Annotated in this window: 21 protein-coding genes and 1 riboswitch; of the genes, 5 read left to right on the top strand and 16 right to left on the bottom strand. The window is 52.4% G+C overall.

Annotated elements, in window-relative coordinates:
• Positions 1-37 precede the first annotated feature (37 nt).
• The 11 genes from ABA45_RS05815 to ABA45_RS05760 form a co-directional block, all read right to left on the bottom strand.
• On the bottom strand, positions 38-1,732 hold the full coding sequence (locus tag ABA45_RS05815) for a DUF262 domain-containing protein (RefSeq protein WP_048384703.1): 1,695 nt from the start codon (positions 1,730-1,732) through the stop codon (positions 38-40).
• A gap of 1 nt (position 1,733) precedes the next feature.
• Positions 1,734-5,237, bottom strand: coding sequence for an Eco57I restriction-modification methylase domain-containing protein (locus tag ABA45_RS05810; RefSeq protein ID WP_048384702.1), 3,504 nt, complete (start codon positions 5,235-5,237; stop codon positions 1,734-1,736).
• A gap of 110 nt (positions 5,238-5,347) precedes the next feature.
• Positions 5,348-7,057 (bottom strand): ATP-binding protein, encoded by a 1,710-nt coding sequence (locus ABA45_RS05805; RefSeq protein ID WP_048384701.1) that lies wholly within the window; start codon positions 7,055-7,057, stop codon positions 5,348-5,350.
• A gap of 59 nt (positions 7,058-7,116) precedes the next feature.
• Positions 7,117-10,554, bottom strand: coding sequence for a BREX system P-loop protein BrxC (gene brxC / locus ABA45_RS05800; protein ID WP_048384700.1), 3,438 nt, complete (start codon positions 10,552-10,554; stop codon positions 7,117-7,119).
• Between the two features lie 15 nt (positions 10,555-10,569).
• Complete coding sequence (locus ABA45_RS05795) at positions 10,570-11,118, bottom strand: BREX protein BrxB domain-containing protein (RefSeq protein WP_048384699.1); 549 nt, start codon at positions 11,116-11,118, stop codon at positions 10,570-10,572.
• Positions 11,105-11,893 (bottom strand): hypothetical protein, encoded by a 789-nt coding sequence (locus tag ABA45_RS05790; RefSeq protein ID WP_048384698.1) that lies wholly within the window; start codon positions 11,891-11,893, stop codon positions 11,105-11,107. The genes ABA45_RS05795 and ABA45_RS05790 overlap by 14 nt, the downstream gene beginning before the upstream one ends.
• The gene (locus ABA45_RS05785) at positions 11,886-12,089 is read right to left on the bottom strand and encodes a helix-turn-helix domain-containing protein (RefSeq protein ID WP_048384697.1); all 204 of its coding nucleotides are present in this window, start codon (positions 12,087-12,089) and stop codon (positions 11,886-11,888) included. The genes ABA45_RS05790 and ABA45_RS05785 overlap by 8 nt, the downstream gene beginning before the upstream one ends.
• A 588-nt stretch (positions 12,090-12,677) precedes the next feature.
• Complete coding sequence (locus tag ABA45_RS05775) at positions 12,678-12,920, bottom strand: hypothetical protein (RefSeq protein ID WP_048384695.1); 243 nt, start codon at positions 12,918-12,920, stop codon at positions 12,678-12,680.
• A gap of 343 nt (positions 12,921-13,263) precedes the next feature.
• The gene (locus tag ABA45_RS05770; protein WP_048384694.1) at positions 13,264-13,473 is read right to left on the bottom strand and encodes a helix-turn-helix transcriptional regulator; all 210 of its coding nucleotides are present in this window, start codon (positions 13,471-13,473) and stop codon (positions 13,264-13,266) included.
• A gap of 203 nt (positions 13,474-13,676) precedes the next feature.
• Positions 13,677-13,892, bottom strand: coding sequence for an MbcA/ParS/Xre antitoxin family protein (locus ABA45_RS05765; RefSeq protein WP_048384693.1), 216 nt, complete (start codon positions 13,890-13,892; stop codon positions 13,677-13,679).
• Between the two features lie 492 nt (positions 13,893-14,384).
• Positions 14,385-14,999 carry a hypothetical protein gene (locus tag ABA45_RS05760; protein ID WP_157035526.1) on the bottom strand — a complete coding sequence of 205 codons (615 nt, stop codon included), beginning with the start codon at positions 14,997-14,999 and terminating at the stop codon, positions 14,385-14,387.
• A gap of 703 nt (positions 15,000-15,702) precedes the next feature.
• Here ABA45_RS05760 and ABA45_RS05755 point away from each other — a divergent pair.
• Positions 15,703-16,614 carry a DUF2971 domain-containing protein gene (locus ABA45_RS05755; RefSeq protein WP_048384691.1) on the top strand — a complete coding sequence of 304 codons (912 nt, stop codon included), beginning with the start codon at positions 15,703-15,705 and terminating at the stop codon, positions 16,612-16,614.
• Between the two features lie 253 nt (positions 16,615-16,867).
• Here ABA45_RS05755 and ABA45_RS05750 read toward each other — a convergent pair whose 3' ends face one another.
• Positions 16,868-18,316, bottom strand: a complete 1,449-nt coding sequence (locus tag ABA45_RS05750; RefSeq protein ID WP_048384690.1) for a tyrosine-type recombinase/integrase — start codon at positions 18,314-18,316, stop codon at positions 16,868-16,870.
• Between the two features lie 531 nt (positions 18,317-18,847).
• A riboswitch (glycine riboswitch) is annotated at positions 18,848-18,947 on the top strand.
• 163 nt (positions 18,948-19,110) lie between these two features.
• On the opposite strand from ABA45_RS05750, the gene ABA45_RS05745 reads away from it, so the two are divergent.
• From ABA45_RS05745 to ABA45_RS05735, 3 genes are all read left to right on the top strand, one after another.
• Complete coding sequence (locus tag ABA45_RS05745) at positions 19,111-20,337, top strand: D-amino acid dehydrogenase (protein ID WP_048384689.1); 1,227 nt, start codon at positions 19,111-19,113, stop codon at positions 20,335-20,337.
• A 258-nt stretch (positions 20,338-20,595) separates the two neighbouring features.
• Positions 20,596-21,807 (top strand): zinc metallochaperone GTPase ZigA, encoded by a 1,212-nt coding sequence (zigA, locus tag ABA45_RS05740; protein WP_048384688.1) that lies wholly within the window; start codon positions 20,596-20,598, stop codon positions 21,805-21,807.
• Positions 21,804-22,475 (top strand): DUF1826 domain-containing protein, encoded by a 672-nt coding sequence (locus ABA45_RS05735; protein ID WP_048384687.1) that lies wholly within the window; start codon positions 21,804-21,806, stop codon positions 22,473-22,475. The genes zigA and ABA45_RS05735 overlap by 4 nt, the downstream gene beginning before the upstream one ends.
• 187 nt (positions 22,476-22,662) lie before the next feature.
• Here the strand turns inward: ABA45_RS05735 and ABA45_RS05730 are convergent, their stop codons facing one another.
• The 3 genes from ABA45_RS05730 to ABA45_RS05720 are packed head-to-tail and all read right to left on the bottom strand — an operon-like array spanning position 22,663 to position 23,815.
• Positions 22,663-22,977, bottom strand: coding sequence for a hypothetical protein (locus tag ABA45_RS05730; protein ID WP_198147127.1), 315 nt, complete (start codon positions 22,975-22,977; stop codon positions 22,663-22,665).
• Positions 22,978-23,469, bottom strand: a complete 492-nt coding sequence (locus tag ABA45_RS05725; RefSeq protein WP_048384685.1) for a hypothetical protein — start codon at positions 23,467-23,469, stop codon at positions 22,978-22,980.
• Positions 23,470-23,497: 28 nt separating this feature from the next.
• Positions 23,498-23,815, bottom strand: coding sequence for a hypothetical protein (locus ABA45_RS05720; protein ID WP_048384684.1), 318 nt, complete (start codon positions 23,813-23,815; stop codon positions 23,498-23,500).
• Positions 23,816-24,144: 329 nt separating this feature from the next.
• On the opposite strand from ABA45_RS05720, the gene ABA45_RS05715 reads away from it, so the two are divergent.
• On the top strand, positions 24,145-24,849 hold the full coding sequence (locus ABA45_RS05715; RefSeq protein WP_048384683.1) for a dienelactone hydrolase family protein: 705 nt from the start codon (positions 24,145-24,147) through the stop codon (positions 24,847-24,849).
• Between the two features lie 22 nt (positions 24,850-24,871).
• Here the strand turns inward: ABA45_RS05715 and ABA45_RS05710 are convergent, their stop codons facing one another.
• A complete protein-coding gene (locus ABA45_RS05710; protein WP_048384682.1) occupies positions 24,872-26,146 on the bottom strand; it encodes a DUF5610 domain-containing protein in 1,275 nt (424 codons plus the stop codon).
• Positions 26,147-26,174: the final 28 nt, after the last annotated feature.

Genomic DNA, 26,174 nt, shown 5'->3' with positions numbered 1-26,174 from the left:
TTCACGGTTCCCAGCTCAAAAATTTCGTGGGAACCTATTAACACGCTGTCAGCTCCCACTTCTCCGCAAGAAGCCCCATAAGCTCTTCTTGTCTGTTCAATACAACGTCCGGCGTCCATTCCTGTTCATTCAGAACTTGTGTCGTCAGCGTATAGGAACTAACACCCGAGCGGCCTTTAAAATAGGCATTCTTTTTGCGATCAAAATCGTAATTCTGGGCCTGTGAATTTCGGCGTTTATTCAAAGGCACGAGGTTCGCCAGCCGATGGACCCACGCCTCGCGCTCGTCCGATTCCGGCCAGTCAATTTCCCATTGGCTACCTTCGTCTACGGTCTGCGGTAACACATGCTCAATCGTTAAAAGACTGGCGTCATAAGTTGCGGCTCCGTCTGACAGAAACGAATCCAGACGCAGAATAAGGTAGTTTCTTCTTCTGGCAGTGAGCGTGTAGATATCGCCATTCAGCACGTTGCGCATCGCTTTCTTTTCGCTTTCAGTAAGCAAAACAGCCTGTACGGGGTTATCAATGTTATGGGTATCCATCAAACTTGAGATCAGAGTCGAATACCGTTCGATGCGCTCGTTTACATTCCTTGCAGTCAAGTGAAGACACGCGGCCAGTCGCTCTAGCTTTTCCATAAACCACAGCACGTAGTCGGGCCTGTTCTTTTGCTGCGCCAGGAACAGCATGGCCGATGGCACCCAGTCGGAGTTATCTATCCGGTTGAGCCAACGCAGGTAAGCATTGATTTTCTGAGCATCCACTTCAGCCTGATAGCTTGCAGTACGCAGAATTGATAAGGCCTCCGCATAGGGTTCCAGTACATCATCCACAAGAGCTTTAGGCGATGCCACATTAGACAAAACATGTTGGCGAAACTCTTCCAACAGCGCTTTCTTAGCTTTTTCGCGGGCATAAAGCATCCGAACGTAGGCGAACAGATCGTTAAAGCCGCCACGCCCTAGCTCAACCTCCATGTCTTCCCATTTCTCGTTATAAAGTTCCTGTTCTTCCGTGGTTTCAATCGCGCCGATAATGTCGGCCTTAATGATGTCAGTGGGCTGCAGGTCAAGACCACGGCTGTTCATAACCGAAAAAACGCGAAATGCAGACTGCTGGCTGGGTGTTGAAACCGCTACCAGAAAGCATCGTTGCAGCAAGAAACCAACAAAGCCCTCAAGTGAAGACGTATTGCCACCAAAGGACCGGTCAATACGGTTCAGCAATAAACGGGCGTTGGCCTGTATGTTTTTTCGAGATTCGTTCTGAAGAGACTCAGGGTTAAGCTCAAGCAGTTCGTCAAACTGAAGGGTTTGCACGTACCTGGCAAAAAAATCTTTATCTCGCTCACGAAGCGTCAGGCGTGGCTTTGCGGCCAACTGCTCATACTTGTTTCCGGCCTCTACAAGATAGGTTTTCAGAAGGGCGCGGTCATCAGCAGCGGAGCGCGCAGCCAATGCCGCAAGCAATATGGTGAGCGTTGTCAGCCGCTGTTGGCCATCTATGACTTCTGCGGCCGGTTTTCCTTCCTCTTTGATCAACACGATGCTGCCGAGGAAATATCCCTCACCCGGCTCTGAACAATAAAAATCGTAGAGGTCATCAAACAACTCAGATACCTGATCCACCGTCCACGCATAGGGGCGCTGGTAAGAAGGGATGGCATATTCAAACTCGGAGCTGAAAATTTTCGCCAATGGGTACTCAGCGCCACTGATCTTCTTAGCCATATCAGACATCCTTCCCTTTGTTGTTTTGTTCTTGCGCAGCCCATTTCTCGACCAGAGTCAGATGGTGATCGTTAATACGCTCACCACCAAAGGTGTGATACCAGGGCGCGGATTCCACATCCTTGCCACGGTCTTTGGTCCATTTGATGTTGGCTTTGTCGCGCAGGATGCCGGCGCCTTTCTTTTTAACGTCGTCCACGGTCACAAAGGGGCGGATGTTTAGGCGGACGCCATCGTTCAGGTCTGGCTCCCAACCGATAGGTTGTTGTTCTATGTGTTTCCAGCGCACGAAGATGTCGTAGGGTGCTTCGCCTTCGAGAATCTGCTCCAGGCTTTTCTTCAGGGCTTCAGCAGCGGCGAGGCGTTCTTCGGCGCCGTCGATACTGTTGTTAATGTCTTGTTTCTGGCGGCTGATCCAGTCACCCAGATAGGTGTAGATAAGGGTTTCTAGGTTCTTGCGATCCAGCTTGTGGTAATTGACCAGAGCAGAGAAACCATCGGGCAGGCCGTCCCAGATGTGCCAGATAAAGGGACGGTTTTGGAACAGTTTGTAGTGCTGGGTGAAGAACTTGTCCCGCAGCCAGGTTTCCAGAGTTTTGCCTGCATGGCTTACATTTTTCAGCAGTTCTGCCAGTACGTCGTTAGACCAGGCCTCGCCGTAGGCGGTAGCCAGAAGATTAAGCAAACGATCAGCGGCGGAGGCTTCGCCTCGCACCGGGGGAATGCAGACAATGCCGTCTTCATCGGCCAAGGGCAGCAGCGACTCGCAACGATTCACCCACTCGCGTTGCTCGTCGGCCAGTTCCATCTTTTCATCCAACTCGACGGGCCAGCGGTAGCCAAGCAAGCGGGCTACGGCGACTTGCAGTACTGTATTATCGGTACGCAGTGGGCCTTCGGCAGTCCACTTTTGCTCCTCGTCCCATACGACTGAGCCGCAGGGGTGGCCATGGAAGATCCATTGGGTAGGGGCATCGGCGTATGGTTTGGGCAGCCCATTGGGGTATTTTTCTTTAGCGACTTTGTCCCAGTAGTCAATGTCAAATGGAACTTTCGTTAAAGTGCCATTAGTAACATTTAGTTTTTGATCAATTCTCCTAATTTCCTCGTTAAAACTTGAAGACGAACAGTAGCACCATATAGCTTCCAAAAATTTCTGATCGCGCGGTGTTAGCACCCCCATGTTGTTATCGAATTTTGTACCTAAATAAAGAGACGAATGAAGACTGCGCATTAAACCAACTGAAACGCCTGACTGCCCCCAAGCATTAACTCCTTGTCTATCCCTGCCTCTATCAAGGTCCTGGTTGGCAGCGAGTTCTCTCATCATTCCTTGCCCATTTTCATAGAGGACGATTCGCTCACAACCAGCCCAGTGCGTAGTCCGTTCAGCACAACTTTGATGGAACTCCCAACCATTACTAAGCGACAAATGTTCCCAGAAAAACTGAACAAAAAGAGGCGTATCACTCGTGGATAAGCCTATTGACGAGATCGCTTTTGTACTCAGTAACTCTAATTTGGAAGAATCCTCCAAAGTCACCCTCGCATCCGGGTTCTCCAACTGCTTAACCTGCTCTACAGACTTAACCTCTGAAGCCAGCAACTGCGCAGCCTTCTCAGCCGCCGTTCGCAGTTCAGACACATCCACACCACGTATCTGGTTAGAATTTTCCGCATCACCAAACAGCCCGCCGGATGTCTGAACATTGTTGCCACGGCTGAGACTAATCATTGCAACAAATGCCCCGGCCGCTGCTGATGAATCAAACCCACCCTCGCCCAAGCGAGCAATCAAGTGCCAAGTATCGTTCTCCAATAGCTTTTCGCGGAACTTTTTATAGCTGGTGAGGAACAGCCAGTTCTGCGGTAACACAATGCTAGCCGTGCCGCCTTGGGTACAGAACTCCAGGCAGCGGTCGAGAAATACCGTGGCAAGATCATTTTTGGCTTCTGGGTAGTTAAGCTCGCAGAATTCCCTCAGACGGTCGCTTTGTTTGCCCCGGGCAAGATAGGGTACGTTAGTGATGACCCACTGATAATGGCCAGATAACAGGGTGGCTGCCTTAGCCAGCCCCTGAGCCACCACTGCGGCTTCCTGCTGGCTGTCGTCTTGTTCCGGCTGCTCTGTATCCAGCGCCTGGTTCAGTGTGCTGGACAGTTCTTTCCACTTCACCAGTTTGGCGGCATCGGTCTTTGCCGGGTTCAGCAGGCTGCCCAGTACGGGTGCATCCTGGAAGGTGTCATGCATCCAGTCCAGAGCGATGGTGAGGTTGTGCTTACCAAGACCCAGCTGCTTCCACTCTTCCTTAGCCACGCTGACAGACAGGCCGGTGCAAGCCAGATGCAGTTCTGGCAGCGGTCGATAGTCACCGGCGCTCGGGTAAATCCACGCGGTGATAGCCAGGGCAAAAGCGGCCAGTTCCACACAACGCTGGTCCAGCTCCAGGCCGTGAATGTTCTCTCGTAACACTGCATCGACGGCGTCCTGCGCGGACAAGCCATCGCGCGCCATGCGCATGGGTACCAGCATCATAAAAGCGGCCACCAGAAAATGGCCGGAGCCGCAGCAGGGGTCGAGGGTTTTCAGGTCGGCAAATTCTTCTGGCCAAGCGTCGAAGGTGCCGGCGGCGGGGGTCCAAATCTTATCCCCCTCTCCCTGGCCCTCTCCCGCGAGGGGAGAGGGGATTTTGACGAAGCGTAGGTATTCTAGGGGGACACCGGAAATGGCAGCCTTCTGGCGGAGTTCTTCTTCACTCTGCGCGTTTTTGAGGTCGTCTTCCGTGAGCGTTCGGGCTGCCCACCAGGCACCCAGGGAGTTGTCCAGCAGGAAGCTGACCATGTAGGGCTCGGTAAAGAGTTGAGTAACGGCGGGTAGTTCCCGGGCGCCAATTTTCACTTCGGATTTGTTAATGCGCTCTTTGTTGTTGGCTTGCCAGAACTGGTATACCCAGCCCAGGCTGTCGGAGGCGGTAAAGACTTCCAGCGGCAGGCTGGAAACCAGGTGTTCCAGCTTCTGCTGGTGCTCCGGCGGTAAGGTGAGCTGGAACACCGGAGAATCCAGTCGAAAGATTTGCGGCAACATGCGGGCGGCGTAGCGGGCTGCCAGTTCCCAGCCGTTGGCGGCGCCTTCGTCGGCGGCTAGGTCTCCGCATTCTTCCAGGGTGATTGCGACCGGGTCGTCCGGGTCTGGATACATCAGCAGGTTGTTTTCGGCCAGGAAGCGGGCAAATAGCATGCGGTGCCAATGCTCGTAGGCTACTTCTTCCACCAGGCGATCCATGCTCTGAATTTTACCCCCGTTCAGAGAGTCCCCTAATTGGCGGCCATGGGCACGCAGGCGGCGACGCAGGTCGCGCTCGGCATCGCCCAGGTGTGCGGCCGGTGTGGGGTCGGCCACGCCCAACTGGCCTAGCGCGGCACCAGCGCCGTTTTCGGCGGTGTCGCGGGCGCTTTTAACGGCGCGTTCCAGTTGGTGTCTGAGGATTTTGTCCAGTGGCTGCATACTTTTTCCATCCTTTCGTTCTATAACGCTCGCTTCATTGCTCACTCTGCAATAAATCGAGCGTTAAAAAAATCTAATGCTGTCTTTAATGCTCAAATGCAATTAATGCATCATTGCCTGAATTCATATCGCGCGTATTTGCCTCTTCCCGGTGGCTGCAGGTTGGGGTTTTCCTGTCGAAGTTCGGTCATCAATCGATGCACCTGGTTGCGGTCAAAACGTGTGATCTGTCGAATTTCCTTGTTGCTCAGCCCCAGCTCGCCCCGTTTCGCCCGCTCCATCAGAATGCTGAGCACGCGCGTTTTCGCGGCGTCCCAGTCGATTCGTCGGCGGGCGCCACTCTGGCCATCCTCGGCGAGGCGATTGTAGAATTCGGGCTGAATACACCAGTAAGCTCCCCGCCCGGTACCGCCGTGTTCGATGTATCCGGCCGACTCCATTGTGGATAACTTTTCGCGTATTTCTGCTTCGCCACGCTGGCATAGGGTAGCGGCAGTGTTGGTGTCTACCTCCGGATTCTGAAGTAGGTACTGCAGCAGCATCAGTTCGTCCACTCCCAGCTTGCGACCCTGCTCGCTTTCATCTGCCACAAATAAGCGGAAGGTGGCGTTCAACTCGCGTTTGGGAAAGCTCACCTGCACGGAATCCCCCACTTCCCTGATCTGGGGTGGCTCTTTACCTTCCATCAACAGCGCAGAAAACATGCGATTAATGCCCAGATTGCTACGGTTAACCAGGCGCAGGCGGGTAAGTGCCTCAACCAGTGAAGGATTTCTGGCTGCAGGTTGGTGGTGCAGAATGTTATTGGCGGTAATGCCGGCGATAAATCCGCCGTTATTGCTGATTTCCAGCCGGTCTGAATACAGCTTGACCATTATCGGCCCGGCAATACGCAGGTCGGCATGGCAGAACGCGTTCATCAGGGCCTCGCGCACGGCGACTTCTGGCCAGGTCCGGTATTCGTAGTGGAACATGCCCTGCTTATAGGTGGTGATTGGGTTAAAGGGTACCAATAGTTCTTCAATGCGCTGGACGGACAAAGGCAATGCGCTGACGCGATCTTCCCGGATACCGTAGTCCGTATCGGACGTCATCTGCAGAAAGGTCCAGTTGTGGCCGGGCAGGTATTCACGAATAGCCGCTTCAGTACCTGCCAGCAAGATGGCCGCACGGGTCAGCTTGCCCTGTTTGATTAACCCCAGAGTGGATAGGAGTTCGGCATCCGATTGCCTCAGCAGGTCATCTGGCGCACGTTCTCTGCTGGCCTGATTGCGCAGGGCTTCCAGCGCAGTAGCAGACAGCAAGGTGTTGTCTACAGGTGCAACTGCCTCTGCCGTGTAATCGGTTTCACCGGTTTCCACACCAATCTTGCGGCGGACGGTGCCGGTTAAGGGCACGCAGTCTTTGCTGACACGGATGGTGCCTCGGCCTGCGGTGTCGGTATAGGGTGGCATGCCGGGGTGGACCTGCATCAGCAAAACGCGGCCTGTGCCTTCGGGTACGGCCAATTCCTCAAACACCGGCATGATTTTCGGGTCGGTCTGGTCGTATACCGCCTTTTTCAACATATTCCCGTCGATTTCCGGTGGCACACCCAAAATGGCGTTGTTTCTGCCTTGTATGCGATCGGCCACGCCGAACACCACGGTGCCACCGCCGCCATTGGCCATGCACACGGCCATCTGAACCACGGTTTTTACCGCGTTGTCGTGGCTTTTCAGTTCCCACTGCTTGAAGTCGAGATCCTGGTCTTCCAGCTCATCGGCTATGCAGTGATCCAGCTCTGGCAGCAGTTCCTCAATATTAGTGAGGGTTCGCATGGCTTTGGCAGTCCTCTTTTTGGCGGTCCTTTTTTGATAGTTCTTTCTTTGATTGACCGTTATTTGACCGAGACTGGGCCCTTTGCCAGTGCGTTTTTGAGCTGGTCTTTCACCTCTTCAGCCCAGGTATCAATGTCTGCCTCGGTTTTCAGGGTACGTCGTGGTACCGATACAAACTGGATTTCCGGTTCACACAGCTCAGCAGCGGATACCGCTACGTTATCAAAGCGGCTGGGCAGGGCCGCTACCCGGTCGGCGAACGTGGCCAGGGAGTAATGGTCTAGGGTGTTCAGCACCTCGTCGGTGGACTGGACCGCTACTTTAGGTTGGTCGGCAAGGGTCAGTTTCTGCCTGGCGAGCAACTGATTGCGCTGTTCTGGTTCCAGCTGCTGCCAGTTAGCATCCGTCTCCAGGCGTTTCATGCCCTGCTTATGCCGGGCCTGGTAGTCGTGGTTCAGTGTGTTCAGGGCATCCCGCAGGCTTTGGGTCAGGCTGGCAATCAGCGGGGCGATCGGGTCCGGGTCTTCCAGCAGTTGCCGTTGTTGTTCGATAGTGCTGACTTGGGTACGGTAGACATCGGCATCACTCAGGCCATTGGCGTGGTTTACGAGGAGCTTGAGGGTAGTCCAGATGGGCCAACGCTGCTGGATCCGTTCGGCAAGGCTTTCCCAGCGCTCAATACTTTGAATTAGTTCATCCCGCCGGTTATAGAGCGCCAATAGTTGTTCGTTACCGGTGGTCAGTCGAATATCATCCAGGAACTGGGTGTCCGGGCGTTCCAGCTTGGGCGCCTCCCCACCGGCTTTGTCGGCCAGTTCAGACACCTTCTGCAAAAACAGCGGCACATGGGCCAGCTCTTCACTCTGTTTGGCGGATACGCCGACTTTCTGCAGCAGTTTGCGGATCTGGATGCGCTGCGGTGTCGTGACATTGGCCGATTCGACTTTGAAAAAGGCTTTGCCGATGCTCTTGCGTTCTAGTGCGGAGGGTTCAACCACCTGCCCGCGATCATCCTGGGCGCGAATCACCCCTGCTACCAGCAGTATCTGAAGGCCACCATCTACAGCATCGCGCGACCACCCATAACCCGAGCCCTCAAAGTTATCGCGAATATCTGTCCCTTTTTTGCCGCCAGCAATAAAGCCCAGAATAGTCTTGCACACTGAGTTCTTTGCGGGATCACCGTCGTCACCCACAGCTTTAAGGGCATCTGGTGCACCCTTTTGGGCTTTCTCGTAGGCCTTTTGCCAGCCACTATGATCGGCAATATGGAAATTAGGATACAGGCGCTGCAGGGCATTATTCGCCGCTTCTAGCACCATCTCCTGCAAGTTATTGCCGAGAATTTCGTTACCTCCGCCTTGAAATACCCGGGCACCGGAGAAAACTTCACTGAGTAGCTCGCGGATTTTGCCCTCTGCTGTTTGTTTGATGGTTTCCATGGCAGCTTTGGCTTCGGTGCCTTCCGGCGTATTAGGAGAGCCGCGTTTATCCAGGGTGGCACTGGACGCTTTGAAGTCGATCAGGTGGTGGCGCAGGTCGTCTGCGGAACGCTTGGGAACAAACACAAAGATCGTTGGCGACTGGTTGCCGGCCTGCCGAGCATCGGCCCGAACGGAGTTTTCATCACCACTCCAGCCATCCCTTATCCACACGTAGATGCGCTGGCGGGCATCGTTCGGAAGCTGGGCATCAAACACCGGGTAAATATCCCGGGTAACTTTGGCTTCACCTTGCATCAATGACAGCTTGCGAGTCACATCGCCGAACATCCGGCGTATTCGGTCATCGCGTTCCGCGTGAATACGATGCGCTTCGTTAGAGAGTGCTGAGCGTTGGCTGAGAAATTCGTCGGTCCAGGCGGCACTTTCTTCGGTCTGGATGCGGTATTCCTCACCCACTTTCATCAGTAGTTCGCAGTTGTCCAACAGCCCGGGCAGTTTGCTACGTAAGCTACTGCTACCATTGGAAAGATCCTTCACGAGCAGGTCTGCCAGGGAGTCCACGTTAGCCCGGATGCCGATTTCGTTGTTTTGTCCGCCCAATTTATTGATCAGGAAAACCAGACCGCAGGCACGAGCCATCAGGCGCTGATCCTCCGAACCCTTTATCCAGCTCATGGTTTTTTCATGCACCTTGCGGGGCAAGATACGAGACTGAAGCAACTTGTCGGCGGAGTCGAAGTAGAGGTAGTCCGCCGGTACCACATGGCCGAGCGGATCATCCAAGTTGGTCTGAATGACTTTGTGGATCATGCTGAGCTGGTTGCGTAACTGGCTGTCGGTACCAGTCTGGTCCAGTATTCTCAGGGTGTTTTCCCAGAAGCGCCGGCGTACCGGTAAAATCGGGTAGTCTTGGGGGAAATATGGCAAATCATCCTGGCGATGGCCGATGGTAGTGCCGGCCAAGTGTCGGGAGATTTCCCCTACGTTGGTTTGCAGAACTTGTTCGACACGTGTCTTGGCTTCTGGCTTCTTGGCCAGAATGACCTGCCGGATAACCGCATCGACATCGGCATCGGACAGCTCAACGCGGATGGTAAAACGGCCTTCGAGTTTCTTCAGGTTACTGGTGCCGGTGACGGCTGTTTGGCCGGTACCGATGAAGAGCAATTTGCCGCCAAAGTTTTTGCAGCACGCCTCTACGGCTTCTTGTACGGCGATGGAACGCTGACTGTCTTCGCCGATAAACTGCTGCACCTCGTCCAGAACGATCAATGTGAGCGGGAATTTACCGTCTTTGGTTAGTGTCAGGCGGATTGCTTTGAGCATATCGTCGCTGGAGATGTCCTGAACAAACGGATGAAGGTTGTTGAGGGTTTCCACGCAGGATGTGGGCGACGAAAACAGCGCAGGCTTGGCCTGAACCAGAGCCTCATGCAGGCCTTCAGCCACGTAGAAGTTATCCAGCTCTTCCTGCCATTCGTAACCTTTAGACTCGACGCTCTGGCGCACCTGGTCGTAAATACCCTCGTGCTTCAGCCACATCACGAAGCGGGCGACCGGATATTGCTCGGGCAGCCCTGCAGACTTGAACAAAATGCGCAGCAGCGCTAGTCGCACGCTGCCGCTGGCGCCAGAACCGAGGGTTCCAGATGCGGCGTGCAAGCCTCCATGGCGTTTAGCTTGGGTACTTAGTTCCTGTAAATGGTCGCGGACCCCTTGGGGCAGGTTAGCGATGCCCCGGGCAGTAGCACCGTCTTCAAACTGGCTATCGACCCACAGAGTTCGCAGCATTTTAACCAAGTGGGATTTACCAGAACCGTAGAACCCGCTTACCCATACTGCTGGCTGCTGTGCCTGATCGATGTTTTTCAGGTAGGTTTCCAGAATGTGAGACATGCCCTTTTCGTACTGGCCATCGCACACAAAGGTTTCCAGCTCATAGCGGAGCACCGCCAGGGCCTGACTAGTGGTGTCATCGTTAACAGTGGCCACCCCTTCGTTAACCAATTTGCGGGTGGTCGGATCTTTCTGATAAATCTCACGATTCTTCATGAACAGCCTCTTTCCTTAATCCTTGTCTGCGGTTATCGGCACTGCGAGATAGTTCCACCCGTCGTAACCGTCCAATAACCGGTAGTTGTTGTTTTCATAACTGCCGGGGAACAAAACTAGCAGCCGCCCCTGTACCAGGGGCGCCAGCTTATCTACAACGTCTTTGACCTTGAGAAATCCGAACAGGGAGCCAACACCTTGTACGGCTACCACGGTGTTGTTGTCTGCATTCTTCTCTTTCAGAACACGCTCTAAATCGCTGACGATGTAGTCGAGGTATTTGGGCAAAACAGTGGCCAGCAGGTGCGGTTTCTGGAAATAGCTTTTGGCATACCGTTGGGTGCTTAGCCAACTGGCGAAGCTGTTGGTCAGATCGAACAACGCCCAGTCGTGTCCCGACTGACGGGTGACTATTTCAAATTCGTCTACCCTCGCTCTGAGCCATCGCTCTTCGTTTTCGTTATAGACGCAGAAAATAACCCGCTGAGCGGCTGCGGCGTCATCTCGCCAGGGGACAGCAATGTGCCGTCCATACGATTGAATCAGGCGTTTAACCCTGCTCACGTAACCACTCCTGTTCTTGCTGATTAATATGGCTGGGGAACAAGACCTCGATAACACTCCCAACCCGCTTATAGGTTATCCATCCCCTGCGGGAGGCCTGTTCGGCCAATTCAATGACTTGCTCCTTGGAGCAGTCCAGCAGCTTTGTATATTCAGTGCTGAACAAACCTTGCCCACGGGCGCCGGTTAAGTAACCCAGCAACAATGCATAGGCGGCGCTGCTCGGTGTCGGAATGGCCCGGCTTCTTGTTTTCTTGTTTCGCCCCGTCAGGTGGCCAGATTTAGTCCAGCTGGAGTTGATGTTCTGGGCTGTGGATTTTAGAGTAGCTTTGCTGAAGCGGCCTGGTTCCAGGCTGTCTATACGTTCTTCGACCGAATCACGGGTGATGATTGAGCCTTCCGGTGCTTTGAGAATCAACGACGCACTGGTGCGAAAAATAGAGTCTCTGGCGTAAGTTGCTAAAAGCGCCAGCATTGGTCTTCCTTCTTCATCACGCTGCCAGAAATAAAGCAAGGTGCGGAAGAGTAGATGGTTTGTGTCGAGAGAATACAACTCTGCCAAGTGCCTGTAGGTGAGGCGGCGAGTTTTACCTGAGCGTTTGCCCAAGCAGTTGTCTGCCTCTATGGCGTGCAGGTAGTCAGCCTTTTCTGCCTCTGAGCGATCAACGTAGCTCAGTAGCGCCGTCAATTCGTCTAGCATCATGGTTCGCGAGCTGTGGGTGCCGCCGCGCTCAAATCGAAACCCAAAACGGGCAAGCTGTTTATCGTTAGGCATTGGCGCTATTTCCATCGCTTGCGCCGCGATTGCGAACCCATCCATCGACTTCGTCCTTTTTAAACTTCCATGCCCGGCCTACGCGGTGAGCCGGCATCGTTTGCTTGTCAATCCACCTGTATACCGTATCGTTGCTGACCCCCAGATACTTGGCGATTTCGCTGACTGACAACCATCGATCATCCAGTTCGGTCATGGGTTCGTTCCCCTGTTCTTGCATAGCGCTGTTCACAAGCGATTGGGCGACTGGAAAGCGCCCAAAATAATGAGCAACCAATATATAGCGCTAGTTCAAACGTAACAACCGCATTGGCCGGTATAGACCTACATAGAGCGAAAATGTTGGGCGTTTGTACGAATTTTACGCCAGTACTGCGACAAAAAAGTCGCTCTTTACAACCTAATGAGGCGTTTCACGTTCGAGGAGTGTTTTGAATCAAGGAGGGCCGATAAATATGGTATGTATCTTGCGAGGAGTTCGGGAGACTCCCCGCACATAAAAGGCATGCGGAGAGCTTTGCAAAACGACGAATCAGCTTCCGAGAGGATACCAGTCGTTCCTCATATCGAAATCAATGGCCATGTAATGCCGGTCTGGCTCATCGACGCTCCAGAAAAGTTCTACGGTAGCCGTACAGTCGTCCCAGCGTAGGTGGAAGATGAGATGTATCTCACTGATATCCGGGTCGGCTGTTAGGATTGTCTGGAGTATTTCTGCCTGTTTTTGAATTTCCATAATATCACCTCGCAAAATAGAGTCCGGCGTCCCTGCCGGACATTTCGTTCAAGCAACCCTGAACCAGGTGTTTTTCTTAATTGAGCCCAGCTGATCACCAATATCCTGAGGAGTTCTTGGGATTAAGTTGGTTCTGCTTTGTTCATTAAGCTGCTTTTGGAGTACGAACCCCTGTCCCTGGATTTTGTGGCAGGTCAGAACCACCTCGATCTCTTTGACACGATCAATATTCTGGGCGAGTGCGAGGGCTTGGATTAACAGCTCGTTGATTTCTTCAATAGTGTTCGTCATATAGGTTACCTCTAATGATTTCAGGTTAATCCCGGCATCCGGGGTACACCTTAAAACTATCGGAAATCATCGGAGGTGCAAGAGGTAGATTTGTTACAAATTGTTGTTTTTAAAAGAGTTTTTTCGTCGACTCTCGACGACGAAGAACGTTTCTGTCGGCAGTCGACAAGGTAGAGTAGAGAGACGACTGCTGGAGAGATGAGGCATCTCCAGCAGTGTTTTTTGGCGGATAACGACTGTTCTGGTATTTCGGGCCATGCATGTTGCCACTTATATTACCCGGTCACGAGACTCACCTCACAACCTGCCAATCTAGACGAATTCCTTGCCCTAGGTGCAACGTTCACTCCGTGAACGCCGTATCATTTCGACGAAGCACCTCCTGATCGAATTTTTCAATATCGGCTCTTAGCCACCGCGTTGACCCTGAGCTAAGCTTTTTTCCCTGAGGAAATTGGCCTTCACGTACCCAGCGCCGGATGATGCCAGAGGATACCGAGTAGTCCCCCACTTCCGTATCGGTGAAGTACATTTGCAATTTTGGTTTTTCCATCTTTGTCTCCGATTAGTATTGAATGCAGTTCAATATTACGGAAACTCAAGCAATCGTTGGGCGGTGTAATTAAGCGAAAATTGCAATAAGGCAGGTATTTCGTCGAAAACTGATCAAACGGGGTTTATTTTTTGGCGCGGTGAATTCTGGTGGTAGAGTGCTAGTTCCAATCTGTTGCCACTACCGATCTGGGGGGGACACATCTATGAAACTGCACCCTCTCCCCATTTCCTTACCAAATTCCGGATTTTTTGGAGGCCCGGTTTAGTTCCCATGAGCGAGATTGGTGGGTGGTTGCCAAGGGCACGAATGGATGATGATAACCACTGACCAGCAGCGACCTGGTCTCCGTCAAACAGTTCAAGAACCTCCAGATAGGTAAGTTCCCGGAGTTCAGCAAGAGTCTTCTCTTCATTCATATCAAACGCTCCAGCTTTGAATTCCAACTCAGTCTTTCATAACTAGGCCCCGCTGCAAGAAAAAAACTGGCTGATATGCCTCCAATTACGAATTGCGCGCATTTAGACCGAACATCGGGGGCTTCCCAGCCCGGAAAATAGCTTCACAGTTATTTTTTGAAGGTTGTACCGATGTCCGGTGGAGGGCTACTCCATTTAAATTGCCTAGTGCACGCTGGGTGGCAGTCATTGTCCGGCGGTTCTCATGCCGATTGACCACCTGATCAGACCTCACAAACAGGCTGAGTTTAATCAGAGTTTGTCAGAGCTATCTCGGCCCCAAAGGGCACTGGATGACTGTTTGTTAATGGCACAAGTCGTTCCGTAGATCAGAGGGGCAGGCGCGTTAGACTAACGAACACCAATAACTAGAAAAAGCTTTCGCCCTTCTGACATGAGACCGGTTGGCTTTCGCCTCCCGGCCTGATCAATTGATTGTATCTGCGGTTCCGTTTATTCGGCTTTGTTGGCTACTTCCATGCGAAGCAGTGTGGCGAGGATACCGGCGAGGTACTTCAGGATAAAGGTGATTACGAGGGCGGCCAGAGGTGGAGAGAAGAGCGTCAGCATCATGAGTGGTGCACTGGGTACGTATAACCAGTTAATCGCTACAGCGCCAATCAGTGCCGCAATGAGGAGCAGTCCACTTACGGACCCCATGATGACCACGATCAACGGTTCTCCGGAAACGCCGATAGCGCCAGGCTTTGGCAGGGAAGGTGTGGGCGAGCCGGAGACTTTGAAGCCCCTGCCGCGTTTCTCGGGTTGGGTGACCACTGCAGTGCTTTTAACATCTTCGGATGCGATGGCCGGGCCTTCAATCAATGCGCCCGGGTTCTCGTAATCGGGGTGTGAGATGATCTGGCTTGCCTCTAGTGGCTCCCCCTCGATCACAAGCCAGTTGCCATCCTGGTGAACATTGACGGACACGACTTTCTCGTCCTGGGTCAGCTTGGCCCGCATGGAGCCTAGAGCCTGTTCGTGGTTCCGCGATTCAATAATGATGGCGTGTAGTTGGTCGGTGTTAGGGGCAGAGCTGATAAAGCGGAATTTGTTCATTGTGCTCACAATGGTTTCCATATTGTGTGGGGTGGTTTGGTGTTGCTCGGGTTCGATTGTGTGGCGTACTGGCCTCTAAGTCGCGAAACGTCAGGCGGTAAACTACGTCGGTGATGAACAGCAGGAAAAGAGCAGTAGTCTATTAACGACACCTAGTAGCGCTGCCAACAGCAATTCAACTGCGGGGCAGATATCGCACCGCAAACTTGCCTCAGGTTTTTTACGCTAATAGATCGGAAGGCAGCAGTTGGCGCACCCACAGAAAGAGCTGGATTGCTCTGACACGGCCAAAGCCCTCGGTTACAGCCTAAAATCGATGGACCGTGCTGACCTCACGCGCTACTTGGACGAAGGTGCAGTGCCAATGGATACCAGCTAGATGGAAAATCAGACCCGGCCTTGGGAATAGGGTCGCAAAAATTGGCTATTCGCGGGTTCACTGAGAAGCGGATAATGTGGGACTGCGCTCGTGACACTAATGCATTCTGCCAAACTGAATAGGCAGTCTCGTCAACATATCGAAAAGATATGCTGACGAGACTGCCTGCGCAAAAGAACACCCATTGGTGAGTTGCTACCGCACAACTGGACATCTGCGATCATTAGAAGAGTTTGACAATCGGCTGCTTACGTTTTTTCTAAGCTGACAGCGTCTCAATTGGGATTATACTATTATTATTTATAGATCTTTAAATCAACGAGGAGGACAAGGATGCGCGTTGATATTCCAACGATTTATCACTACACGTCAAAGGAAGCGTTCCCCTTAGTTTTGAAGTCGAAACAACTGTGGTTGACGGAAGCCACTGCGCTAAACGACGAAACTGAGATAACCCACTTTACAGAGTCTTTTGAACGGATGATTTCGGAGGGGAAATTCGAATTCCCAGAAATGGAACCTATCGTTCGCTCCATGCTCTGCAAAATAAAACCTGAACGCTTTGGGATTGCCTGTTTCTCCAATGAGAGAGATTCCCTGACGAATTGGCGACTCTACGGAGGCGACACAACTGGGCTTTCAATTGGCTTTGACGCGATAACACTCTGCCGCATCCACAAGCGCCCGGATGACCGAGATGCCTATAAATGGATTATGGAGATGCGCAAAGCCAATAAAAAAAGTATCGGAGGGAGACCGTCAAATATTGTGCTTCGGGATATTCCGAACCTGTTTTTGGAACACGTTCAATACGAAGACTATCCAGAACAAGCACTGATTGATAAATGTTTGTCCGTACTACCACCGCGAGCAAAAATAGACACAAGAGTATTGTCCGTTGGGTTTCATCTAATTCGCGCCGCGTGCACTTTAAAAAAGAAGTCTTATCAGGTAGAGAAAGAAATCCGTCTTATCAAGAATTTTCGGGATTATTTTCAGCAGGATCATGAGTTATTCGATCCAGGATTTCTGACCGAGAACTATGCGCACAGAATAGTGCACGGCAGTCGCCGCCTGTATTACAAACATGATTTTTTGGTTGAGCAGGTACGCGAAGTAATGCTCGGCAGGAACTGCACTTTGGAGGAAGCGGATGTTCGCGAAACTCTAATAGAATTAGGCTTTCCTCATGATTTACCGATCAGCAGATCAGAACACCAATATCGAACCACGAATCATATATGAGCTTGTGTACTCAGAAGTTTCAAAGTTTAAGACTAAAGATTTTTAAAGGCTACCAGAGCTGGGATGGGCGCTAAGTTAAACGGCTCTCACCACTTTCATAAAAAAAATCCAGACTTTGTTCGCAGTATTAGCTTATCGTTACAGCATAGGCTAAATCCTAAGCGTCCGGAAAACCCATCTTGAGGCTATTGCTTCAGCCTCAAGATGGGTTTTCCGTAAGGTTACATCTAAACCCCACCTTGCAATCCCAACATTACATAACGGTAGCTGAACACTCACACATCACGCTTCGATGCTCGTTATCAATGGGTTTAGAAATTCCGTCTACTTGCGCCATCAGCACACTCACAGGTGATGCTCGACACATCGAGTTTAATGAACGTCCTAATAAATCCCACGCCATGTGCATTTTCTCGGTGTCCTCGCCATGTTGATAACGACGCTGAACACTCCCTGGGGGACGGTGGTTCTGACACGCGTCAATGATGTGTGGGGAAATTCCGAGCATTTGCATTTCTGTCGAAGCAGTACGTCGAAGATCGTGAACGGTCCAGCGACCTCCCGGCAGTATTAGAGTCGAATGATCTCTCGTTCTTCCCTTTCTTGGCGGAACATCCGGACTAAGCTGTCGCTCGCCAACGGCCTTACTGAGCACTTTAGGAAGCATGTAAGGCCGTTTTGTTGATCGCCCCGGGAACATCCAATCAGAATAGCCTGTGACTTCACGCAATTGCTTAAACCAATACAAAGAATAATCCGACAAGAAAACAGCAATCGGATCATCATTTTTAGCATTCTCTGAAGGAATGATCCATTCGCGCTTATCAAAGTTTATTTGATCCCACCTCGCTTTAAAAAGTTCTATTCCTCGACAAGCTGTTCCCAACAAAATATGGATTGCGATTGGTTGATTTAATGCCAGTCCTGCATTTGGAAGAATAATATACAACTCTCGCAACTCATCTTGCTTAAACTTAGTTGCACAAAGAACCCTTTCCCTAATCTTATCCGGGCCTCCCACATCTTTTTTCGCTAAACAGTCTAATACAGAATATTTGATAAATTCCCTTTTAATAGCATACTGGAACATTGATTTCGTATTGGTCAGGACAGCATTCGCCATGACGTTGTTTCCACGAGCAAGAATCGGGTCTACAACATCAAAAATATGTTCCCGCCTGAAGGCCTTTATTGGCATGTCACCGTAACGGCTGAGCAAGTGATTGTTCAAAATACTCATAACATGCTTGCCACCATCAGTATGCCCACTTTGTTTATTGGCCAATTTTATCGCATACGCATTAGCAGCATCACCTAATGTTTTCATGGCTTTCTGCGCTGCAATTTCTCGAATTTCCGTTTGCTTACGCTCCTCAGCGACGCGCTTTTTCTCTTCTTGCGGATCTTCTCCCTGTCGAATGCGGACTCGCCAGGCTTCTGCCAGTTCACGTGCAGCACGTGTTTTTAGGCCATCATCAAATGCCCCGAGAGAGTGCTTTCGACTAACCCACTGGCCGGAGCCAACCTGAGTGCTGTATCTCAAGTGCCACAATCGTTTGCCACTCGGCGTCACGCGCAAAACCAGACCTGTCACAGCAGAATCGTGGATGTAGACATCTTTCTGCTCAGCGCGCATTTTCTGGATGGTTTTATCTGACGAATCGGCACTCCGAGGAAGGAGTTCCTTGTTTTTTACTGCCATGTCATCTCTCCGTTATAGCTGGTTTTTAAAGAATCTTGGGTACATGTCGGGTACAGGTTTTGGCGTGGGTACTTGCTGGGTACCGATGAAACAGCCTGAAACCACCTGAACCTTTCCAACACAGAAAATTCTACAAAAAACCAATTAAAACATATAGTTAATAAGCTAAAACGGAAACGAAATGAAACTGAATGAACCGAAAAGAAACACTACACGAACTCAATGGGGTGCAAGGGGTCGTAGGTTCAAATCCTACCGTCCCGACCATATTTTCAACAACTTAGCTCGGCACCAAAAGGTCCGAGCTTTTTTGTTTATTAAGATAGCTCTTCCCATCGCCGTTTCGTATACCATTTGTACTGAGTGACTCAACCAATTCGGCCAAGCTCGTTGAGCGCGGTCGACTGTCAGACGCAAATCGGGCTTGTAATAAATGAATTCCTGAAGCAACATCAGCGCTTGCTTCAACCAATGCGGAAAACGAGCCTGCTCTTTTTTGTTGCGCATCCAGCTGACGTAAACTGCAGACAAAAGGTGTTAGCGGGAGAGACTGCGCCACACAGCTGTGTGGCCGGCGCCGAAGGAGCAACTGCCCCGGAAACTCTCAGGCAAAAAGGACCGCTAACACGATAACTTTCCGAAGAGCTGCCGATGACTGCGTCACTCGGCACACCGAAGGAGCAAACGGCCGGTTTCACTGCACCGGCTTGTGAATCTCTCAGGTTCAGAGACGGAAGGGGTGCTTCTACCATTTTAGGTAGCTGACTAACGCTGGGCGCTCTCTGGAGATTGTTATGAAGCACATTGCAGTTATTGGCGGTGGCATCACCGGTATCACCACCGCCTATTCTTTGGCCAAGCGCGGCTTTGGCGTCACTGTTTACGAAAAGCATCGTTATGCGGCTATGGAAACGTCTTTCGCAAATGGCGGTCAATTGTCGGCGTCCAATGCAGAAGTCTGGAACAACTGGCAGACCGTGATCAAAGGCATGAAATGGATGTTCCACAGCGATGCACCGCTGCTGGTTAATCCAAAGCCCTCCTGGCACAAATTGAGCTGGTTTACTGAGTTCATGGCGGCCATTCCCCAGTACGAAAAAAACACCACCGAAACCGCCCGCCTGGCGATCGCTGCCCGTGAGCATCTGTTTTCATGGGCAAAAGAAGAAGGCATCGATTTCGACCTGAAGGAACAGGGCATCCTGCACATCTATCGCGACAAAGCCGGCTTCGACCACGCGGCAAACGTCTCGAAATTACTGGCAGCAGGAGGCCTGGAGCGCCGAGCAGTCACTCCCAATGAAATGAAAGCAATTGAGCCCACCCTGGCTGGCAACTTCTACGGTGGCTTTTTCACCGAAAGTGATTCCACCGGTGATATTCACAAGTTTACCAGCGGGCTGGCAGATGCCATTCAGCGCCGCGGTGTCAAAACGTGTTACGGCCACACGGTTACTGAACTGAGCGCAGATCAGTCCCATGCCTGGATAACATCTTTTGATGGCGAACAACAAATTCGTAACACCTTCGATGGTGTCGTGGTTTGTGCAGGCGTTGGCAGCAGGGAACTGGCTGCGAAACTGGGTGACCGCGTTAATATTTATCCGGTAAAAGGCTACTCCATCACGGTTGAGCTGGACGACGAAGCTTCCCGACGAGCGGCGCCAACCGTTAGTCTGCTAGACGACGCCACCAAACTGGTCACCAGCCGGTTGGGCGATGATCGTTTCCGCATTGCCGGCACAGCAGAATTCAACGGCTACAATCGCAACATTCGAGATGACCGCATTCGCCCGCTCACCCGTTGGGTTGAGCAATGCTTCCCCGGGGTCTGTACCCGACGGGTTGTGCCATGGGCAGGACTGCGCCCCATGCTTCCCACCATGATGCCGCGAGTTGGTCCGGGTCGCCTGCCAACGGTATTCTACAATACTGGCCACGGCCACTTGGGCTGGACGCTGTCACCCATTACTGCCGAGATGCTGGCAGAGGCCGTTGAAACGGCGCCTGCTTACCAATAACACTGAAACAGCATTCGATCCCGGGCGGTTTTTCAGTCTTGCTATGAGGCGATGTACAGAACAATCACCTCACCCGGGTCACGCCCACATACCGCATTTTTATAAATAAACGTAGACGTGCGAATTCGCCTACCGACTCGGTAGGCGAAGCTTCGTGCCCCGTCAAAAGTATTGTCAATACAACCGTTGTCCTATTCTTGCCTCTGGCTTATGATATGTTATAACATTCTTAATTCTTATCAGAAGCAGCGGAGCTTTATGAGAAATACTGGTAAAAAACTGCCCGTCACTGTTTTATCGGGCTTTCTTGGTGCTGGCAAAACGACGGTTTTAAACCACCTGCTGAACAATAGGGAGGGCCGTCGAGTGGCAGTGATTGTCAACGACATGAGCGAAATCAACATTGACGCCAGTGCCGTGAAAAACGAGGTGCAGTTAAACCGTAGCGAGGAAAAGCTCATTGAAATGAGCAACGGCTGCATCTGTTGTACCTTACGTGAGGACTTGTTACTGGAGGTACGCAAGCTGGCTGATGAAGGCCGATTTGATTATTTATTGATTGAATCTACCGGCATCTCCGAACCTTTGCCTGTGGCGGAGACCTTCACCTTTGCAGATGAAGACGGCAATAGTTTGTCTGATATCGCTCGGCTGGACACTATGGTGACAGTCGTGGATGCCCTGAATTTCCTGGCGGATTATGACGAAGCCAAAGACTTGCAGGAAACCGCTGAACACCTAGGCGAAGAGGATGAGCGCAGCGTTGCCGATTTACTGGTGGATCAAGTGGAATTTGCCGACGTTATCCTGATCAGCAAAACCGATCTGGTTGACGAAGGCACACTGAAACGCTTGATCGCCATACTGAAGGCGCTGAATACCGAAGCGGAAATTGTGCCTATCCAGAAAGGACAGGTAGATGTCGACCAAGTGTTGGGCACAGGTAAATTCAGTTTCGAGCGCGCGCAGCAGGCTCCCGGATGGCTAAAGGAAATGCGTGGCGAGCACGTGCCGGAAACCGAAGAATACGGCATCGGCAGCTTTACTTACACTGCACGCCGACCCTTCCATCCCCAAAAGTTTTACGACTTTCTGCACAGTAACAGTATCGAAGGCAAACTGATTCGCTCCAAAGGCTACTTTTGGCTCGCTAGTCGGCCCGACTTCGCTGGACACTGGAGCCAGGCAGGCGGCATGGCTCGCCATGGTTTTGCCGGTATGTTCTGGAAGGCGGTGCCAAAAGACCAATGGCCGGAAGATGAAGACTCCCTCAACGAGATTCAGAAGAACTGGCAAGACCCATTCGGCGATATGCGACAAGAATTGGTGTTTATAGGCCAAAATCTCGATCAGTCGCAGTTTAACCAAGCGCTCGACGACTGCTTGCTGACCGACGATGAATTGCTAGCCGGGCCGACTCAGTGGCAACACTTGGCCGATCCGTTTCCAATCTGGGAGGCCGAGGTATGACGGTAAAGGCATCACCAAATCTATCGCGAACACGTCAAGCTGTTTTTGGGGACTTGCCTGATGTCCTTGCTGAAATCTATCGAGACGATGTCAACATGGCTGTTTGGCGGCGTCCCGTGGGGGCCAAGTTGATTGCGGAAGTTCAGGCCCTGAGCCAGAAAAAAGGCATCAGCAGTCATCGAACCATAATATCCGTGGCAAATACGCCTAATGTTGAAGAAGCTCTGCCCCATCTGGCGGCCTATCCTCACCTGCAAAAAGATATCGGCTTTTTGGTTGATATGTTTGGCTGCCTATTTGAGCTCAACATGGTTGGCCTTCGCATTGCGACGCCTACCCGTGCCATGTGCCCAAGGTTCCATGTTGATCGAATACCTTGCCGTCTGATTACCACCTATCTGGGCACAGGCACTGACTGGCTGCCCCACCAAAGTGTCAATCGCAGCAAGCTTGGCGCCGGCAACGGCGGGCTCAGCGACGAAGAAAGCGGCCTGTACCCTTCGGGAAACCATATCGAAACGCTGTTACCGGGAGATGTCGCTTTATTAAAAGGCGAACTGTGGGAAGGTAACGAAGGCGCGGGTATGGTTCATCGTTCGCCTTCTATGAATCTCGACGAGCATCGATTGCTGATCTCCTTTGATTTTCTTTCGCCCGCTAATCCATGAAAATTGATGCTATTTATTAACCCGAAACACCAAATTTTCCGTTACCGGCACGGCAGTGGCTATAGAGGATAGACCCGCTATTTCACGCAGAGCCTTTATACCACCGGCCAAACCAAAATCTTCGGCTTTAACGAGTAACGGTTGCCCTGTGCTCACGGCAATGTTGCCGCTGGCGAGTCTGGGCGGGTTAACCCATTTCCGGCAACAGCTCCAACTTGTAACGGCCGTGACTCAAAGCCAGCAAGGTCAGTGTCGCTTGGCCAAGATTACTGACTGAGTTCACTCCAACCATGCCGCTGGCGCGAACGCCCTGCTCGTAATACTCAATGCGGTAATCCCAGTCTTCAACGCTGCGAGTCCAGTAATAGTCCCACTCTTCCTCAATCAGCCGCCAGCGCAAGGCATCCGAATGAACCTGACCGCTGCGAGCATTCACACTGGTCAGCAAAAACTCGGGGCTGCTGCCATATCCGCTTTGGGCGGCGGCCGGCTTTAACCCTATTCAGCTGGATTGGGTGGCGACAAACACCGATTCTTTTTGGCGGGTCACCCGGCCTGGGACTTCTTCCAGCTCTACTCCAACCGTTACGCGTTGGGGCAGTTCGCTGTTGGCGATGGACTCAAACGCACTGGCGATGAATTCGAAATCCGCCAGGCCGGCCTCCGATATTTTCAGGGTTTGCGAGTCCCGCAGAGCTTGCTGCTGGTAATTGTCGTCTAGCCCACCACGTTCAAAGCCGTCGAATGCGTCGAAAGGCTGGCGTGTAGGATTGGCTGGTAGCTGTTCAGAAATGGGCCTAACGGCACCCGGCGCGCCAAACAGAAACAGGCTTTCGGTTGAAAAGACCAGCGCCTGATCAATAGCCGCAAACGCCGGTAACCCGGTAATGTTCACTTTCATGGTTTCCGATACGAAATCTTCCACTTGAAAATGGCTGCTGGCCAATTGAGTCTCACCCAACAGCAATTGCGCGCGATATCGACCTTTCGACATTCAGGCTGGCTTCGCCATGAACATTCGGTTACAGCGTAATCACTTGCTGATGCAACAGCTTGCTTTCGTTATTGTCGAAATACCCTTTTTCGCTAAGCTGCTCCGATGCCAGCAAGCCCGTACTTAATGGCAGCCCTTTGCGGAACCTGATCGTGTAGGCCGTCACTGGTTCAAGCCCGGTGAGCAGCAGCAGCTTTTCGCAAGTGAGCACGCCAAAAGGCACAGAAGAGCCACTTTGGGCATCTTCTACCTGAATATAGGGCCGCAGGTCTGCGCTCAAATCGGGTTGGGTCAGCAGTGGAAAACGTATTTCAGCGCGGCCACCGGCCTGGGCGTACTCATCCACAATCGGTTTGCCTGCCAGCTTTTCTGGGCTGGCGAAGCTTGCGCTGTGTCTTCACAACCTGAATCACGGCAAGAGGATTGCTGGCCTTGGGCTGACAAGGGCGCGGCTGAACACAGGAAAAGCGCAACCACAAACCATAAATAACGCATAGCGAGATCCTGTTCCATCAGAGGACTATTAGCTGCAATGATGGACGAACACTCCAAAGCTAGCCATGGTGACCAACGTATTCGCAGAATAATTCACTCGAACGCCACATTTCGCCATATTTCACCGGCATCTGTTTACAGGCGCCTAATGTTAACCGGCAGCTATTGAAAGGCATCGAAATGACATCAGAAAAATGGATTACGATTTCACCCGCCGATAAAAAAACGTTTTCCGGCTACCTGGCATTGCCACCAGCTGGGACAGGCCCTGGCCTGGTGCTAATTCAGGAAATATGGGGCGTAAACGATCACATTCGTGCCGTGGCTGAGCAGTATGCGCTGGACGGCTTTGTGGTGCTGGCGCCAGATGTGTTCTGGCGCCAACAAACCAGAACCAATCTGGGCTATACCGAAGCGGGCACCGCCGAAGCGTTTGAACTGATGAAAGGCACCGACTTCAGCCAGGCAGCAGAAGACGTTGTGACCGCCATTGAACATCTACGGGGATTGCCGCAAGTGTCTGGCAAAGTGGGTGTGCTTGGTTTTTGCATGGGCGGGCAGTTGGCCTATCGGGCCGCCGCCAGCGGCAAGCCAGACGCCGCTGTCAGCTATTACGGTGGCGGGATTCAAAACCATCTGAACGTGGCAGGGCAGATAAGCCAACCCATATTGTTCCATTACGCCGGGCTAGACGGATTAATACCGACCAGCGCCGTCGATCAAGTGCGCAGGGCTTTTAACGGCCAGAAACACGCCAGCATTCACAACTACGAGGAAGTGGATCACGGCTTTAACTGTTGGGGGCGACCGGCTTACAACCAGCGTGCGGCGGCGTTGGCCCGCGGCCGCACGCTGGTGTTTCTGGCTCAGCACCTGGCGGGATGAGCTGAGCTGGGTTGAGCTAAGCTTAACCGGGCTGCAAACCGTTGAGGATGGCGCCAATGAATTCGTCCATCATCGGGCGATCGCTGGTCGCGCTTTCGTTAATCGCATCTTGCTGGTCGTCCAGCATTCTCTGCACCAGATCATTCAGCGTGGTGGTATCAAGGCCCTTGTCGATACCACCCTGCCCAAGCTCGCGAACATCCTGAGCCAACCCGGCCAACGGCCTCAACTGGCTGGCCAGCGACGGCTGGCCAGAGGTGGACTCATAGGCCGTGGTCGATACTGTGCGGCTGGAAGACAGGTTCAGGCTGAAACTGGCCAATTCTTCACCGCCCAGATTCAAGCCCCGTGCGGATTCAAACGCACCCTGAACATCGCCGCGGAAAAACTGCCCGGCAACGCCCTGCGCCTGTTCCAGTAAGCCGGCAATGGCTTCGCGTTCGCCACTGTCTAAATCACCTTCCACACTGAACGAGTAGCGCCCGGCAGAAGCATTGATTGCAGTCAGTGAATTCGACTCACCACTCTCGCTGCTTGTTGAACGGGTTTGAACCGCTGAGTAACGGCTCTCTTCCATCAAAATGGACACTTTGTCGCCATCGGCAGTGGTCACTTCAAAACGGAAGGCGCCGCGGGAGGCGGATTCAACCTGCATACCGCTGCGGCTAACCGCTTCGGCACCGCCAGCGGGTGCCGGCTGGCCCAAAAAGCGCTCGGCGAGTTTGTCCAAGCCGTTCTGAATGCGGTTGAAGCCGTCATCAATCTCGCTCGCCAACTTAGGATTCATCAACCCCAAGGCTTCAATTTGCTCACGGGCTTCGCCGTAGCCTTTTTCAATACCAGAGCGGGCTTGCTCCATTAGATTAGCCAGGCGTTCAGGGTCGGCTCCGGCCGCTGCTTCCTGTTCCAGCCGCAGCTGAATAAAGCTCAGGACAGTGCCCGCCACGTCCGCGGCGGACGGCGGCTGAAAGCCACCGCCAAGATTGCGCGCTGCCGCGGCGCCGGGGCCTTCAAGCTTGCCCAGGCTTTGCTCCATCTGCTGCTGCAAGCGCGAACGCAGCACGTTGATGGCATCTTCAGGCGTGCGAATAACCTGGGGCTGGGATTTGCTGGCAGATTCTGTGGCTTTCGCTCCATCACCGGCCTGGCCGTTATTTACCTGGCCAGAGAACGGGGAGCCACGGCGTTGCGCCTGTGCCTCGTTGGTGGCGCTTGATTGAGACGGCGATTGAGACCGCGACTGAAGTGATGGCTGTGATGATGACGGCAAAAGCGGACCGTATAAAGGCGAAACCATGGCAAAAAACCTCGTTCAAACGTTCAGG

The sequence above is a fragment of the Marinobacter psychrophilus genome (assembly GCF_001043175.1).
Classification (GTDB): domain Bacteria; phylum Pseudomonadota; class Gammaproteobacteria; order Pseudomonadales; family Oleiphilaceae; genus Marinobacter; species Marinobacter psychrophilus.
Note: the sequence above shows the minus strand (reverse complement) of the source record. Positions and strands in the feature narration are given on the sequence as shown.